15 protein-coding genes and 2 pseudogenes are annotated in these 14,357 nt (G+C 70.8%); 8 read left to right on the plus strand and 9 right to left on the minus strand.

Annotated features, from left to right (window positions below):
- Window positions 1-30 precede the first annotated feature (30 nt).
- Window positions 31-1,728, plus strand: a complete 1,698-nt coding sequence (locus tag OG393_RS14515) for a PE-PGRS family protein (protein ID WP_327375074.1) — start codon at window positions 31-33, stop codon at window positions 1,726-1,728.
- Here the strand turns inward: OG393_RS14515 and OG393_RS14520 are convergent.
- Both OG393_RS14520 and OG393_RS14525 read right to left on the minus strand, forming a co-directional pair.
- Window positions 1,658-2,500, minus strand: coding sequence for a PE-PGRS family protein (locus tag OG393_RS14520; RefSeq protein ID WP_327375075.1), 843 nt, complete (start codon window positions 2,498-2,500; stop codon window positions 1,658-1,660). The two genes, OG393_RS14515 and OG393_RS14520, sit on opposite strands and share 71 nt — an antisense overlap.
- A gap of 157 nt (window positions 2,501-2,657) precedes the next feature.
- Window positions 2,658-3,407, minus strand: coding sequence for a restriction endonuclease (locus tag OG393_RS14525; protein WP_327375076.1), 750 nt, complete (start codon window positions 3,405-3,407; stop codon window positions 2,658-2,660).
- A gap of 254 nt (window positions 3,408-3,661) precedes the next feature.
- Between OG393_RS14525 and OG393_RS14530 the strand changes: the two genes are divergently transcribed.
- Entirely contained in the window at window positions 3,662-4,609 is a 948-nt protein-coding gene (locus OG393_RS14530; RefSeq protein WP_327375077.1) for a restriction endonuclease, read from the plus strand.
- 291 nt (window positions 4,610-4,900) lie between these two features.
- Here OG393_RS14530 and OG393_RS14535 read toward each other — a convergent pair.
- Window positions 4,901-5,121: pseudogene (locus OG393_RS14535) on the minus strand (site-specific integrase); the annotation flags it as partial.
- Between OG393_RS14535 and OG393_RS14540 the strand changes: the two are divergent.
- The 4 genes and pseudogenes from OG393_RS14540 to OG393_RS14555 form a co-directional block, all read left to right on the plus strand.
- Entirely contained in the window at window positions 5,119-5,358 is a 240-nt protein-coding gene (locus tag OG393_RS14540) for a hypothetical protein (protein ID WP_327378629.1), read from the plus strand. The pseudogene OG393_RS14535 and the gene OG393_RS14540 overlap by 3 nt on opposite strands.
- 43 nt (window positions 5,359-5,401) lie before the next feature.
- Window positions 5,402-5,617: a type II toxin-antitoxin system VapB family antitoxin gene (locus OG393_RS14545; protein ID WP_327375078.1), complete on the plus strand. Its 216-nt coding sequence runs from the start codon at window positions 5,402-5,404 to the stop codon at window positions 5,615-5,617.
- Window positions 5,614-6,036, plus strand: coding sequence for a PIN domain nuclease (locus tag OG393_RS14550; RefSeq protein ID WP_327375079.1), 423 nt, complete (start codon window positions 5,614-5,616; stop codon window positions 6,034-6,036). The genes OG393_RS14545 and OG393_RS14550 overlap by 4 nt, the downstream gene beginning before the upstream one ends.
- Before the next feature lie 153 nt (window positions 6,037-6,189).
- Window positions 6,190-6,300 (plus strand): annotated as a pseudogene (locus OG393_RS14555) (PIN domain nuclease); the annotation flags it as partial.
- A gap of 40 nt (window positions 6,301-6,340) precedes the next feature.
- Here OG393_RS14555 and OG393_RS14560 read toward each other — a convergent pair.
- From OG393_RS14560 to OG393_RS14570, 3 genes are all read right to left on the minus strand, one after another.
- Complete coding sequence (locus tag OG393_RS14560; protein ID WP_327375080.1) at window positions 6,341-7,519, minus strand: peptidoglycan-binding domain-containing protein; 1,179 nt, start codon at window positions 7,517-7,519, stop codon at window positions 6,341-6,343.
- Between the two features lie 344 nt (window positions 7,520-7,863).
- Window positions 7,864-8,298, minus strand: a complete 435-nt coding sequence (locus OG393_RS14565; RefSeq protein WP_327375081.1) for a hypothetical protein — start codon at window positions 8,296-8,298, stop codon at window positions 7,864-7,866.
- Between the two features lie 271 nt (window positions 8,299-8,569).
- Window positions 8,570-9,568, minus strand: a complete 999-nt coding sequence (locus OG393_RS14570) for a DUF389 domain-containing protein (protein WP_327375082.1) — start codon at window positions 9,566-9,568, stop codon at window positions 8,570-8,572.
- Between the two features lie 324 nt (window positions 9,569-9,892).
- Here OG393_RS14570 and OG393_RS14575 point away from each other — a divergent pair, with 324 nt between their 5' ends.
- On the plus strand, window positions 9,893-11,194 hold the full coding sequence (locus OG393_RS14575; RefSeq protein WP_442817415.1) for a chloride channel protein: 1,302 nt from the start codon (window positions 9,893-9,895) through the stop codon (window positions 11,192-11,194).
- A 37-nt stretch (window positions 11,195-11,231) separates the two neighbouring features.
- Here the strand turns inward: OG393_RS14575 and OG393_RS14580 are convergent, their stop codons facing one another.
- From OG393_RS14580 to OG393_RS14590, 3 genes are all read right to left on the minus strand, one after another.
- Window positions 11,232-12,653: a DUF2252 domain-containing protein gene (locus OG393_RS14580; protein WP_327375084.1), complete on the minus strand. Its 1,422-nt coding sequence runs from the start codon at window positions 12,651-12,653 to the stop codon at window positions 11,232-11,234.
- Window positions 12,654-12,666: 13 nt separating this feature from the next.
- Window positions 12,667-13,095, minus strand: a complete 429-nt coding sequence (locus OG393_RS14585) for a DUF6325 family protein (protein WP_442817416.1) — start codon at window positions 13,093-13,095, stop codon at window positions 12,667-12,669.
- A gap of 101 nt (window positions 13,096-13,196) precedes the next feature.
- Entirely contained in the window at window positions 13,197-13,613 is a 417-nt protein-coding gene (locus tag OG393_RS14590; protein WP_327375086.1) for a DUF7144 family membrane protein, read from the minus strand.
- Between the two features lie 359 nt (window positions 13,614-13,972).
- Between OG393_RS14590 and OG393_RS14595 the strand changes: the two genes are divergently transcribed.
- Complete coding sequence (locus OG393_RS14595) at window positions 13,973-14,269, plus strand: SHOCT domain-containing protein (protein WP_327375087.1); 297 nt, start codon at window positions 13,973-13,975, stop codon at window positions 14,267-14,269.
- The last annotated feature ends 88 nt before the right edge of the window (window positions 14,270-14,357 follow it).

Here is a 14,357-nt window from a genome sequence, read left to right on the forward strand (position 1 = left end):
GCGCTCGGCGGGACCGGTACGACGGTCACCATGTACCGATGGTCGCCGCTCAACAATCGACAGCTGGCCTTGCTCACCCGCATCGGAGAGGGAACGGATCCCGTCACCTCGGCGAGCCCGGAACTCGCCCACACCGCCCGTGCCCTCAAAGGCCGGGGCCTCATCACCATGCCCAAGCACGGTGGGAATTGGCAGGCGGCGATCACCGATGACGGTCACTTCTACCTGGAACACGGCCACCACCCGGACCGGCCCGAGCCAGCCCCGCGCAAGCAACGACCGGCAGCCGCCGAGCCGACACCGGAGGCTGCGGCGCCTCCCCGTCGGCGGGCGACGCCCCCGCCCGAGGCGAAGCCAGCGCCAGCGCGCCCCGCGAAACCGCCACGGCAGTCGCCGGTGGAAATCGGCACTGCTTTGATCGCGGAGGTGCAGAGGGCTGGCCGGATCCTCCGGATCCCGGATCCGGACGCCGAGGAGCGGGCCCGCTATCGCCGAGCGTTCGACGCCGCGCGGCAGTGTGCCCCGGAGGGCTACCACCTGAAGTACAGCGGACGGGCGAAGGGAGACTTCTTCCTCGGCCTGCTGCGGGTGACGGGCGAGGACGACACCGAGTGGAACCGAACCCGCCTGGCGCGCAGCCGTGTGATCACCGACGTCGAGGACGTGATCGCAGCGGTCACCGCGGATCACAGCGCCTTCGAGATCTCGGACGAGGTCCTCCCACGGGTGCTTTCTCTCCTTCGGCTCCTCGCCGAGCAGGCCCTCGCGGGGCACGGCGATATCGCGGTGTCGAAGAAGCGTAGACAGGTGCGGCCACTGCTCACGGTCCACGGCAGGACGTACGAGATCAGCTTTAAGGAACGGCAGAAGCAGGTCCGGTACGTGCCCACCCAGCCGGGCCGGCGGACGTACGAATGGCAGCGGGTCACCCCGGCCCACCGGCTCGAACCGTCCGGCGAGCTGGAGCTGCAGGTGGCCCAGCAATCGGGGTACAGCTACGGCTACCGCTACGGCTGGACGAAGGAATGGTCCGACACCGCCAAGAAACCGTTGGAGGACCAGATCGATGCCGTCCTTCGAGCACTGAAGGCCCGCGCGGAGGAAGAGGAGCAGGCCCGGCTGGCGCGGGAGGCGGAACAACAGCGTCAGCGTGAGGAGCGGGAGCGGCAGGAGGAGGAACGCCGCCTGCGAGAGGCCCAGGAAGAAGAGGAGCACCGCCGGCGGAAGGCGGAGAAGAAGGAGCGCACGCGGCAAGAATGGGAAGCGGCGGTCAGCGTCGCGACGATCAAGGCAGTGGACGCCGTACGGGTCGACCGGTTCGGCACCGCCCTGGGGCAATGGCGGGCCGCAGGAGAGATGCGGGCCTTCTGCGCCGCGCTCGACGAGGCCGCCTCCACCTCGGACGACGCCCACGAAGCCGAGCGGCTTCGCGAGTGGTCAGCGTGGGGGAAGGCGGAGGCTGACCGGCTCGACCCGACCGTGGCCGACAGGAGCCTGACCAGCCACAGCCTCCACGCGGAACCCACGAACGACCAGCTAAGGCCCTTCCTCGACGGCTGGCACCCGCAGCGGCCAGAGAAAGAGAAGCCTCCGAAGCAGGAAGAGCCCAAGGCGGAGGCTGAACCGCCCAAGCCGGAGCCGGAGCGGTGGCGCGGCTTCACCGACGAACGTCTGGACCAAGGCTGGAGATATGGACCCCAAGGTCGCGCTCAATGGTGGAGGCGATGACGCCGTGCCCGCGGTCACGTAGGGCCTTCACCGACTTTTCCACGAGCTTCCCGAGCCGGACGACCTCCTCGCGCAGGGCGACCAGCTCGTCGTACCGCTCGGCCTTGTCCTGGCCGCACCATTCCCGGACGGTCCGCAGGACGGCCGCTTCCGCGTCCAGCTTGCGGTCGTCCCGGCGGCTGTAGGAGTACCAGGAGGACTGCGTGCGCTCCTGATCAATGGCCTGCTGCCTGCGGTCCACCTCCGGAAGGATGTCCTCGGCGAGACGGCCGGCCACGAGGCGTGCGATGCGCTCGGTGACCGGCCACCCTGCCAGACACCTGCCGTGGCGGTTCTCGTAGACCATCGGATCGCCTCGCAGCTCCGCGGGATCCATGCCGACAAGGGGAGCGCTGCCGTCGAGACTGCCCATCTCCAGGATCCCTGCGTCCGCGACACTGCGCCGCAGTCGCAGCTTGCTCTTCGGGCGGACTAACCCGAGGATCAACCGTGCAGCCTCGAAGTCGGCACTCCCCCGCACATGCCGCGACGCCTCGGCCAGAGCGAGCTCGCTCGCGTCGTCCGCACGAAACGCCGCGACGTCCTCCCAGCGCGCCACCAGGGAAGTCGCGTCGACCCACTCCTGCAGTCCGGCGTCGTCACCGTCGAGGAACCGCACGTGGAGCCAATCAGCCCGGCCCCGACCGCCTACCCGTACGACCTCGACCCGACGAACCGGGCCGCCCAGCTCCTTCGGCCTCGCTCGGTAGGCCCAGTGCTCACCCATCTCCATGGGTCCATTGAGCCAGGTCTGTTGATCCAGCTGCCCCGCGATTGCCAAAACCAGCAGATGGAACTGAGCGCCACGGAGGTTCCTTCAGGGGCGATCAGGGGCCCAATACCTGTGCCATCTGCAGTCGAGCAACGCGTTGAGTCGTCCTGGCGGGTACTCAGCGTCCACGCGTCCCGGTCGAGGCTGGCCACGGTCGTTCCCCCTGCTCGTACGTCTCCTTCCACCGCTCCCGATGCCGGCGGTCCCCCTGCCCCAAGCCGTTTACCGCACCGAGTGACACCAGCGAGGCGCCGTTGTTCCACAGCCCGAGGTGATCACGGTGGACGGCGAGGATGTCGTTCTCCGTGGCGAACTTCTCCGCTGGCCCACTGAAGTACGTCGTGGCCACGAAGATCGCAACGTCGACCTTGAAGTGCACCTTCGCGCCGAGCAGGTCCCGGATCTCCCGGCTGGGGATCTTGCTCTTGGGCGTGTACCGCTTGCACTGGATCACCATGCTCCGCCCATCGGGAAGGATCCCCAGGACATCGGCCCCGTTGTCGTGAGAGCCGCCGACCCTCCGCACGTCGGTGCACCCGTCGCGTCGACACAGGTCCACGACGAAGTCCTCGAACTCCGTCCCCGTCATCGCGTCGACCTCGGTCAGCGTTCGGTGCCCTGCCTTCACCGCCTCGTCATGCCGCCACTGCCGATCACCGCCCCGGACGAACCGATCGGTGCGCCACAACCACCATCCACCTCCGGCGACGCCACCGAGAACGAGCGCACCGACGAGATAGGGCCAGATCACGCTCCAGAAGGCCACCAGCACGACGATGCTCAGGCCCCCAGCGAGGGCTCCGATCTTGAGTCGCTGCTGGCGTCGCTTACGCGCAGCCGATGCCCGTCGCTTCCGTGCCGCCGCCATGACCCTCCCTCTGGTCCGGCACAGCAGGATCAAGGACACGGGAACAATCCGTAAGGGTGCCGATCGGCCAGTGGCTGACAAACGGCGCTCTGACTCATACGGCAGAGGGACGGCTCGTCAACCGGTGATAGCCGAGATGACGCGACCAGGGACGCCGCTCCCAACCGTCGCTGACACGCCGCGTCCCTGTCCGCGTCTCCAGGAGCCCCTTGATCCACTACACATGCCGCCCCATACGCAGGCAACATGGATCTATGGACAGAGAGGCCGGCAGCCAACCGCGCCCGGAGAAGCACCTCAATTCGGTGCTGCTGCTGTATGACAAGCCGCTGTACCGCGACTGGGCGTTCTGGACAACGGTCGGCGTGGCCGGCATGACCGCTCTCGCCATGGGCACCAGCAGGGATCCAACAGCGACATCACTGCCTAGGTGGCTGGACACGCTCCTGGCCGTAATCATCTTCGCGATCCTTTTCGGAGTGGTTCCAGCATGGATTCGACTGCTCGTACGTCGATCTCGTGAGCATCGCTCTCGTCCCTCAGACCAGCGGCAGCCAGCCGACGGTCACGCCGCCGCAGCATCTGATTCGCAGCAGTGGCAACAGCGACCCCCGACCGGACCGCGGCGGCGTCGGACGATTCCCTCGACCTCTCCGCCTGAAGGTCCGCCCACCGCTGCAGCCTCGCTTCGGTCCGAGGAGAGCGCACGTATACCCGCGGAGCCGCCCAGCCCGGCGACGGCACCATTGCGCTGGGCCCGCATGGACGCCGACGGATTCGAGCGGTTGTTGTTCGACCTGCTTCGCAGCTCCCCCGAGTACCGGAACGTGCAGTGGCTCATGCACACACAGGCTGCGGACCGCGGACGCGACCTTTCGATGGATCGCGTACTCCATGACAGCGCTGGTGGCACTCACAGTGAACGGGTCATCGTCCAAGCCAAGCACTGGCTGAAGAAATCCGTGGACAGGTCAACGGTAGCGGCGACAGTGGCAGCCATGAAGTTGTGGGAACCGCCGGTGATCAGAATCCTGATCATTGCAACGAGCGGCCACTTCTCTGCAGATGCCGTCCAATGGACGGAGAAGCACAACAACAGCGGCACCGCACCGTTCATCGAGCTCTGGCCAGTGAGCAAGCTCGAAGCGTTCCTGGCCGCAAAACCGGGCCTCGCCGCAGCCCACGGCCTCCGGCCTCGCTGAGGAGGAGCACACGGCCGCGTTCAAACTCGACATCGTCATCATGACCGCGCTCTGGTCTCAGTTCTGGTCTCATTCGCCGCCGTCCGGGCTAGTCCAGGCGGAGCCGCCCCGATCACTCCGCCGCAGGTCAGGACGCCTACGACCTCCGCCGGACCCCCGTCCGAACATTTGGAAAGCGTGTTGGGGGCAACCCCTCACGAGTTCGAATCTCGTATCCTCCGCCAGTGCCTCACCGGGCACGTTGTCGAAGGGCCCCACCGTTCGCGGTGGGGCCCTTCGGCGATTCTCAGCCTCGTCGTCCTGGTCTTTGTCCACAACGGGTGCGTCCGGGGTCCCCCGATCGCCGCGCCGATCTTCCGGGCCACTTCCTTCAGGAGACGGTCGGGCACGTGGAGGTACCGCGCTCGCATCCTCGCGGCCCCTCCGGGCTCCCGTCCCATGATCTGGTCGATCACGCGGTCCGGGACGCTCAGCAGCATCAGCACCGTGCCGGCCGCATACCGAGCGTCGTGAGCGAAGTGGCCGACCGTCCTCAGCCCCCGGGATCGGTGACGCTTGCCCTGCCGCGGCTCGCGCTGCCGCATCTCCAGGTCGCCGAAGCACTGGCGGCGCTGCGTACGCCCGCGTCACGCGATGCCCTCGCGGAGCTGCTGGGAGCGGCCGACGGCGACAGCACTCGCGCGCTGGAGGCCGCACTGGAAGCCCTGACGGCCCGAACCCGTACATCCCACGACACCGCTGAACCATGAGAGGTATAGTTTTCTCCATAGTTGATATATAGGGAGGTGCACGGTGAGTCGGACGGTGATCGACCTCGATGACGAGCTGGTGGCAGATGTGGCCAAGGCCCTGGGGACCAGCACCAAGAAGGAGACGGTCAACACGGCCCTGCGCGAGGTACTGGAGAACAGGCGGCGCGCGCTGGCTCTGACGCGACTGCGCACAGCCACCACCGAAGGCGCGTTTGATCTGACCCTCTTCGAGGACAAGCGGAACTACCGACGTTGAACGCCGCTCTCTACCTGATCGACACCAGCGCCCTCGCCCGGTTCATGCGGGGCGACGCGGAGCAGTACGGCTGGGACCAGGCGGCAGCCGCCGGCCTCATTGCCACGTGCCCCATCACGGAGCTGGAGTTCTTCTACAGCGCCCGATCGGCCGCCGACCGGGCACGCGGCATCGAGGACGTCCGCCTGGTCTTCGGCTGGGTTCCGGTTGACGACCGCGCCTACGACCGGGCCTGGCAGGTCCAGGAGGTCCTCACCAAACAAGGCAAGCACCGCAGCGCCGGTGCGGTGGATCTCGTCGTCGCCGCGACCGCCGAGCTGCAGGGCCTCACGCTTCTGCACCGTGACCACGACTTCGAGTGCATCGCCGCGGTAACCGGCCAACCCCTCCAGTGGTACGGCCCCGAGGGGCGTAAGTAGTCAAGCCGTGGTTGGAGTTCTGGTCGCATTCGCCTCCGTCCGGGACCGTCCGTACGAAGGCGAATGCGGCCAGAACGCTCCGCCGCAGGCCAGAACACCCCCGACCCACCGCGGCCCCCCGGGCGAACACGTGGAAACCGTAGGCCCTCACGAAAGCAGGGCAAGCACCGCAGCGCCGGTGCGGTCGATGTCGTCGTCGCCGCGACCGCCGAGCTGCAGGGCCTCACTCTCCTGCACCGTGACCACAGCTTCGAGTGCCTCGCCTACACCGTCGACGCCTCCTCGGAGACGGCGAACGGCGGGGTCAACGGGCGACGACGTCGGGCACCTCACGCCGGAGTGCGGCCCGGGTCGCCGGTCCGTACCAGCCGGACGGATCGAGGGTGATCCCGCGGCTCCGCTGGTAGGAGGCGACCGCGTCGGTCAGCCGCTGGTTGTAGTTGCCGTTGACACGGCCCTCGTACCTGCCGAGCACCCGGAGCCGGTACTGCAGGTCCGCGACCTCGGGACCGCTGGCACCGCAGCACAGAGCGGCGGGGGTCCGCGACGGCGAAGCGGTCCGCGGACGGCCGGTGGAGGGGCACGGCGCCCCGGGAAGGTGCGGGGCTGCGCACCGGGTGCGGCCTCCCGCTGAGACGACGGGCTTCGGCGTGGTGACGGGCGCGGGTCTGGTGGCGTGGGGGCTCGCGGAGGGGGAGGGCGACCGCGAGGGCGTACCCGCGGCGGCGACGGTGAGTTCCTGGTCCTCGGCCGCCGGGCCACTGGGGGGCGGCGCGGTGGACGTCTCCGCGGCGGCCACCGAGGCGGTCGTCGCCTGCGGTGTCGCCCGCTGCTCGCTTCCGCCCGTCTTGAGCATGACGCCGGTCAGCGTGGTCGTCCCGACCACCGCCGCCAGCATGGCGACGGCACCCGCGACCCGGGCCGACCCGCTCCGGTCGGCGGCGTGCCGCGCCGAGGCCGCCTTCCTGTGGGACCCGCGCGCCCCGGGCACCTCCCGGGGCGCCGGGGCCGCGTCGACGGGGGGAGGGAGAACGACCGGGCGCAGCCGGAGAGTGTCGTCGCCGCACGGCGGACGCGGACCCGCGGGGCTGTCGGGTCCCCGGGGATGCCCGGGGTCCGGGGCGATGTGGTGCCGGGGCAGCGGTGCCCCGAGCGGACCGGCCGCGCGGTCGTCCCGCGCCGGGTCCCACTCCGGCCTCAGGGCTGTGTACGCCCGCATGATGCCCAGGGCGGGGCCGGGAGCGGTCCGGGCCCCCGCGTGCGGGTCCGCCGCGTACCGGTCGTGAGGGTCCCCCGCGTACCGGTCCGGTGTGCCGTCCGAGGATGACGCAGGGTGCGGCGGCGAGCCGAGGTAGGGGCGCACCCACGCCTGCGTGAACAGCTTCGTGTCGCTCCACTCGTGCGCGGCTGTACCGGCGCAGGGGCAGTCCGTACCCCGGGTCGGTCGGGTGGTGCCGCAGCGGGGGCAGCTCGGTCCGGACACGTCCATGCGTCCTCTCTCGGAGATCGATCTTTCCGGTGGGCCGAACACGGTCGGCTCGCGCGGTCAGCGGTCAGCGGTCAGCCGTCCGTACGCTCGCGCGGCGCCCGCGAGCAGCGTCACCGAAGCCGCCACCACTCCGGCAACCCGATGCGGACTGAGTCTCATGACGCTCCGCACTCCCTTGCCCCGCCCTTGGTCCGTCACGCTTCAGCGGAAGAGAGGGGATCGCCGCCGACACCTCCCGCGACTTTGCCTTCTCTTTACGAAGGGACTCGCTTCCCACCACCCGCCGTTCGCGCGCGAGGCGGGCCCCGGGGTGACGCGGGAGGGCCGTCTCCGCCGCCTTACCCGGCACGCGGCCGGGTGAGGAACGCGCGCAGCCGCGCACGCCCGGGGCCGGGGCCTCCTCCCGGAGTACGGAACGCCGCCGGGCAGCGCCCGCGGCGGAACGGGTGCGGTCGGGTCACCAGCCGGTGCGGAAAAGGCAGGGAGGGTGAGAGGTAGTAGTGGCGGGTCGTCGCGATGAGCGGGTCGTGCGGCTCGCCCCGGCCGGCCGCGGCCCATTCCTTGAGGCCCAGGTACATGTTGTCGCCGGTGAAGATCCCGGCCGTGCCCTTGTCGCCCTGCCGGTTGATCGACCGGATCGGCAGGCCGTCGGCGGGGTCACAGACGGCCTGCCGCACCGGGGCGCCGTCGACGGTGGTCCCGATGGGGGAGAGGCAGAGTCCCGTGCCCACGTTCCGGAGCATCACCCGGCGGCGCTTCTCCTGCGGGGTCACATCCCATTCCTGGTGGGGCGCGCCGGTACACGCCGCCTCGCGCGGCTGCGCCCCGCCTCCCCGCTGCCGCCAGGGATCTCCACGCACAGTCCCGTGGCGTCGATCCGCAGCCGCGTGCGGTCGGCGGGGCTGGCCGAGGCGGCCATCACGGACGGGCGGGCGGTCTCCGCGAGTGGACGGCCGGCACGGACGCCTCACACGCGGGCGAGGGCCGTTACACGGGGCCGGTCCACGCCGTCCCGGCCTGGCGGGTCCCGCCGGGCCGCCCCGGTCATTCGCCGACGGTTCCGGCCGCGATGCGCTGGCCCCGGGTGGCGTCGACGACGATCGGGATGCCGTCCGGGATCTGGCCCTTGAGGTCGGCCAGCAGTTCGTCGATCGGGGGGAGGTCCTCCGGCGTACGGACGTGCACGTAGATCGTCCTGGACTGGGCGTCCACGCTGGTGACCGAGGCCCCCTTGTCACCGGAGAGCCACGCGTCGGCCGCGTTCTTGACCCGGCCCGTCCAGGTGTTGAGCAGCAGGGTGAGCGTGGTGTTGGCGGCCAGGGGCAGGAACACCGCGACGAGCAGCACCGCGACCATGACGTACGCCCTGCGGGCGGACTGCACGACGCGTGTCGGGTCCGATCCGTAGCCGAGGGAGGCGAAGACCACCATGCCCGCGAACACCAGGGCGAAGAGGTTGGAGAGGAACAGCACCAGGGCGCCCAGGGCGAGCCACCCGGAACCTTGGCCCAGGCACACGCCGACCACCACCAGGGGCGGGACCAGGGAGATGGCGATCGCCACACCGGGCAGCACCGCGGCGACGTCCTTGCGCGCGAGCGCGACGGCGCCCGCGAATCCGGTCGCCAGCGCCGAGACCAGGTCCAGCACGCCCGGCGAGGTGCGCGAGGTGATCTGGTCGTTGGACAGCAGGTCGTAACTACCGGGCAGCACCAGCGAGAAGGCGATGCCGACCACGGTCACCAGCAGGCTGCCGAGGAGGACGTAAGAGATCGCCCCGCTGCGGCGCCGCTGCACCGCGCCGAGGGCGATGCCCATGATCGGCGTCGACAGGGGTGCGATGATCATGGCGCCGATCACGGTGGCGGTGGAGTTCGTCAGCACCCCGCACGCCGCGATCACCGCCGACAGGCCGAGCATCGTCCAGAACGCCGAACGCTTCGCTCCGGTGTCGCCCGACGACAGGTCGAGGTCGTCGGTCAGGTTCTCCAGGGACCGCATCTGATGGTTCGGCAGGACACGTTGGCGGATTCCGCTGAGCATGAGGCCAGTATTGGCGCGGCGGGCCCGGCCGCCCGGCAGGACACGGCCTCGTACCCGTGTGGGCACGACGCCCGGCGAGGACTCGGCGAGGCGGGGGCCCGGCACCGCGGGGGCACGGCACGGGCGAGGGCCCCCGGGACGCGGCACGTCCCGGGGTCCGACGGCGTGGCAGCCGGGGATGGGCGGCCAGGCCGATAGCCTCGGGCGTCGTGGGGGGACCGCCTGTTCAGTCGACCCCGGGAGGCCCCCATCTCCGGAACGAAGTCGGAAGCCTCGCCGTCCGCGCCGGGGAGCCAGCCGCGTGAGGCCGACGAACTGCGGGCCATACTGCGACGGCCCGAGTACCGCAGGGCGCTCGTCTTCTGTGGGCTGATCGGCATCCCGGTGTCCCTCATCGCGTTCTGGTTCCTCGTCGCGATCGAGCAGCTGCAGGACCTGTTCTGGACGGACTGGCCCCGGGACCTGGGCTGGGACCAGCCGCCCTGGTGGTGGCCGTTCCCGCTGCTGGCGGTGGCGGGCCTGGGGGTCGGGCTCGTCGTCGCACGGCTGCCGGGACGCGGCGGACACCTGCCGGCGGCCGGACTGAGCGTCGGCGGCATCACGGCGCAGTCGCTGCCCGGCGTCGTCCTCGCCGCTCTGCTCAGCCTGCCGCTGGGCGCCGTGCTGGGCCCCGAGGCACCTCTCATCGCCTTGGGTACCGGACTCGCGCTGCTCTTCGGCCGCCTGGTGAAGGCCCCGGAGACCAAGGCAGGCGGGGCACTGCTCGGGGCCGCCGGCGCCGCCGCGGCCATCTCGGCACTGTTCGGCAATCCCCTGGTCGGCGCGGTGCTCCTGATGGAGGTGGCCGGCGTCGGCGGTCCGCGGCTCTTCGCGGTGATGCTGCCCGCGTTGTTGTCGAGCGGGGTCGGGGCCCTGGTGTTCACCGGCTTCGGCCACTGGACCGGGCTGAAGACGGGAAGCCTGAAGATCGGGCTGCCTCCGGCGCCGCTGCTCGACGCCGGGGACGTGCTGTGGACCCTGCCTGTGGCCCCGCTCCTCGCCCTGTTCGTGCACGGGACCTTCGTCGGCGGCCGGTACGCCGCCGGGTTCGTGACGTCCCGCACGGTCCGCAACACCTTCCTGTGCGCGCTCGGGGCGGCCGGCTGCATCTCGCTCTACACGGTCTCCACCGGGCGTTCGGCACAGGACGTCGCCCTGTCGGGACAAGCCGCCCTGGCACGGCTGGCGGCCGACCCGCACTCCTGGTCGGTGGGCGCGCTCGTCGCCATCCTGGTCTTCAAGGGACTCGCCTATCTGCTCTGCCTGGGCAGTCTGCGCGGCGGACCGATCTTCCCGGCGCTGTTCCTCGGCGGTACGGCCGGTGTCCTGCTCGCCCCGCTGCCCGGATTCGGCGTGGTGCCGGCCATGGCGGTCGGCATGGCCGCGGCTGTCACCGCGGGCCTGCGGCTGCCGGTCAGCAGCGTGGTGCTGGTCGTGCTGCTGCTGGGGAACGGGGAGACCATCCCGGTCGTGGTGCTGGCCGCGGTCATCTCCTTCGTCGTGGTCGAACTGCTGCCGCCCGGCCCGGAGATCCCGCCGTTCGCCGAGAGCCCGGCCCGCCGCGCGCGTCGCTCCGGAACGCCGTGAGCCGCGCCCTTCGGAAAGCGGGTACGGGCGGGACCGGTCAGGCGCTCTCGGCCCGCACCCGCCCGGCCTTGACGGCGTCCAGCAGCGCCTGGTGGTCCCGCTCGTTCTGGTCCGCGTACGACTCGGCGAAGGTCGCCAGGGCCCGGTCGAAGACGTCTCCCCCGCCGAGATAGGCGGCGATCGCGATCCGGTCGCCGGAACAGGCGTGGGCGCGGGCCAGGGTGGCGCCGCACAGCCGGCCGAAGACCTTCATCCGCTTCGGCGACATGTTCTCGGCGACCGCGACCCCCTTCCAGTCCCGCAGCTGACGCACGTAGAAGTCCCGGCGGCGGCCGTCGATGCCCTGGACCCGTTCCCAGCCCAGGAAGATGTCGCTGGTGGCCTGCATGAGCCGCTGGCCCGTGACCACCCGCTCGCCCTGGGAGCGGTACGCGCCGGCGCCGGCGTACGGCGCGAGGACCGACTCGTCGGCCTCCTTGGCCTGGAGGAACAGCGGGTCCCGGTCGTCCTTGCCGAGCAGCAGGATGATCCAGCACCGGGTCCCCACGCTGCCGACGCCGACGACCTTGCGTGCCACGTCCGCCACCCGGTACGACTCCAGCAGGAACCGCCGGTCGGACGCCAGCGTGCGGCCGTAGGACTCGACGATCCCGCCGATCCTCCGCTCCAGCGCGTGCCGTTCGGCGCCGGGCATCAGATCGGCGAGGCGGACCAGCAACGGCGGGTCGGAGGCGATCAGTCGTCGTCCGCCGACGAGGTGGGTGAGCTTGTCGAACGCCTGGAGCGTGTCGTGCGACCGGGCCCGTTCCCGCGCGCGTTCCCAGCGGTCGCGGTCTGCCGCGCCCAGTGCCGGGGCGAACTGTCCTTGCAGTTCGTCGGCCTCGAAGCGGGTGTACCAGACGTCGAGGTTGCCGAGTCCGGCGAAGGCCCGCATGCGCTCGCGGTACGAGCGCACCGTCGCCCTCACCACGGACGCCCGCTGCCGGGCGCTGAAGCCGTTGGCGCGGCCGGCGATGACGAGACTGGCGGCGAGCCGCTTCACGTCCCACTCCCACGGGCCGGGCAGGGTCTCGTCGAAGTCGTTGATGTCGAAGACCAGCCGCCGCTCGGGAGAGGCGAGGAGCCGGAAGTTGAGCATGTGGGCGTCGCCGCAGAGCTGCGTCCGGATACCGCTGCGCGGGGTGTCGGCCAGGTCCGCGGCCATGATGGCCGCGGCCCCGCGGTAGAAGCGGAAGGGGGACTCGCTCATCCGGCCGTAGCGGATCGGTACGAGTTCCGGGACCCGTCTGGCCGACTGGGCCTCGATGATGTCCACCGGGTCCGTGCGCTGCGCCGACGGGGTGAACGCGGCGTGCCCGGAGCGGGGCGCGGCGGACCGGGCGGCCTTGCCGCGCGCCGCTCGTTCCTTCGCGGTTCCGTACCGCCCGGAGCGGCGCTCCGGGCGGTTCTTCGCGCTCATCGCGGCACCTCGGCTAGGTCGCGTCAGCGGCCTCGGCCGCTTCCAGCGAGGCGAGGAGGGCCGGAACCGGGATGCGTCCGGAGGCGACGAGTTGCGCGCCGCCGCGGCGCAGTGCGGCGGCGAAGGGGGCCGCCCACAGGTTCTCGTAGACCAGCAGCCCGGCGGAGTTCCCCGGCTCCACCGCGGCGGACGCCTCGTCCAGGTCGTCCTGGCCGACGAGTCCGGACCGGGCGCCCTCGAAGACGGTGAGGTCGAGTTCGCCGTCGCCGTCGAGATCGGAGATCTCGAGGCGGGCCACCGAGCCGTCCTCGTCCTTGCGGATGAAGACCATGTCGAGGACGCGGATGATGCCGCGGTCCACCAGGTCGACCAGGTGGGAGAGCCCCTCGCCCGTCATGCGGTTGCCCGGGAACTCCACCACCACGTAGTCGATGGGCCCCATCTCTTCGATGCGTTCGGTCACGGTGACGCCTTTCCCGCGTGGTTCCTCGTGGTTCCTCTGGATGGCCGATCCGCCTCCACCGGTGCTCCGGTGGCGGTGGATCAGGTGGTGATGTCGCGCGAGCCGCCGACGCACAGGGCCCAGATGACGAAGCCGTCGACCACGATCAGGACGAGGGCCCAGAACGGGTAGTACGGCAGCCAGGTGAAGTTGGCGAGCATCGCGACGGCCGCCACAGCGATACCGAGGATGCGGGCCCACAGCTTGCCGCTGAACAGGGCGAACCCCGCGAGCGTCACGATGATGCCGATGATCAGATGCATCCAGCCCCAGCCGGTGAGGCTCCAGGTGAAGGTGTAGTTCCGGGTGGTGACGAACACGTCGTCCTCGGCGATGGCGGCGATCCCCTGGAAGATCGCCATGATGCCGCCGATGATCAGCATGATCGCGGCGAACGTCGTCCAGCCCGACACCGCCCCGCCGGAGCCGGGCCGCTGCGTTCCTGTCTGCGTGGCCATCGTGTACTCCTCTGGACGAGACCGTCCGTCGGCCGGACCCGGCCGACGGCTGCCCCCACGAAATCCAGCCTGCCACGGGTACACGGGACCGGCAGTTCGGCACGAGCACGACATCCGCCCTGTGGTGGACCTCCGCGGCAGGCCGCCTCCCACCACCGCCGCACGAGGTCTCCGCACGAACCGTCGCACGAGGCCGCGGCCGGGAGGGCCCGCCGGCGCGGAACCCCCGTCTCCCATCGCCCTCCCGGCGTCGCACTGCGGCGCCGGGAGGGCGATGGGAGAATGGAGGGGTCCGGCGCGCCGGCAGCCCGGCGCCTGTTCTCAGCTACCTCGCTTCCCCCACGAGAGAGGACTTCGCCATGCCAGGTCTCCTTCGCGGAGTGGCCCGTACCGCCGTCGTGGCGGGCACGGCGACCGCCGTGTCCAACCGCGTGTCGCGGCGCCAGCAGGGCCGCTGGGCGGCCCAGTCGGGCTATCAGGAGCCACCGCAGCAGGCCGCCGCCGCGCCGCCGCAGGCCGAGCCGGCCGCCGCCCCGGCCGGAGACGCCATGGGCGACAAGATCGAACAACTCAAGCAACTCGGTGAGCTCAAGTCCCAGGGAGTCCTGACCGAGGCGGAGTTCGAGGAGCAGAAGCGCCGGCTGCTGGCGGGCTGACCGGACCGTTCGGCGGATCGCGGACGAGGGCGGACGCGGGCCGGGCCGGACCCGGACATACCGTCGGACGACCCGAAGAGCGCATCAC

It is taken from the genome of Streptomyces sp. NBC_01216 (assembly GCF_035994945.1).
In the GTDB taxonomy this organism is placed as follows: domain Bacteria; phylum Actinomycetota; class Actinomycetes; order Streptomycetales; family Streptomycetaceae; genus Streptomyces.

Bases quoted from the DNA above. Each gene is read 5' to 3' on its own strand.
- OG393_RS14515 (WP_327375074.1), top strand. From the start codon at position 31: ATGTACCGATGGTCGCCGCTCAACAATCGACAGCTGGCCTTGCTCACC.
- OG393_RS14585 (WP_442817416.1), bottom strand. From the start codon at position 13,095: ATGGGGCCCATCGACTACGTGGTGGTGGAGTTCCCGGGCAACCGCATG.
- OG393_RS14525 (WP_327375076.1), bottom strand. From the start codon at position 3,407: ATGGCGGCGGCACGGAAGCGACGGGCATCGGCTGCGCGTAAGCGACGC.
- OG393_RS14595 (WP_327375087.1), top strand. From the start codon at position 13,973: ATGCCAGGTCTCCTTCGCGGAGTGGCCCGTACCGCCGTCGTGGCGGGC.
- OG393_RS14530 (WP_327375077.1), top strand. From the start codon at position 3,662: ATGGACAGAGAGGCCGGCAGCCAACCGCGCCCGGAGAAGCACCTCAAT.
- OG393_RS14590 (WP_327375086.1), bottom strand. From the start codon at position 13,613: ATGGCCACGCAGACAGGAACGCAGCGGCCCGGCTCCGGCGGGGCGGTG.
- OG393_RS14520 (WP_327375075.1), bottom strand. From the start codon at position 2,500: ATGGAGATGGGTGAGCACTGGGCCTACCGAGCGAGGCCGAAGGAGCTG.
- OG393_RS14570 (WP_327375082.1), bottom strand. From the start codon at position 9,568: ATGCTCAGCGGAATCCGCCAACGTGTCCTGCCGAACCATCAGATGCGG.
- OG393_RS14580 (WP_327375084.1), bottom strand. From the start codon at position 12,653: ATGAGCGCGAAGAACCGCCCGGAGCGCCGCTCCGGGCGGTACGGAACC.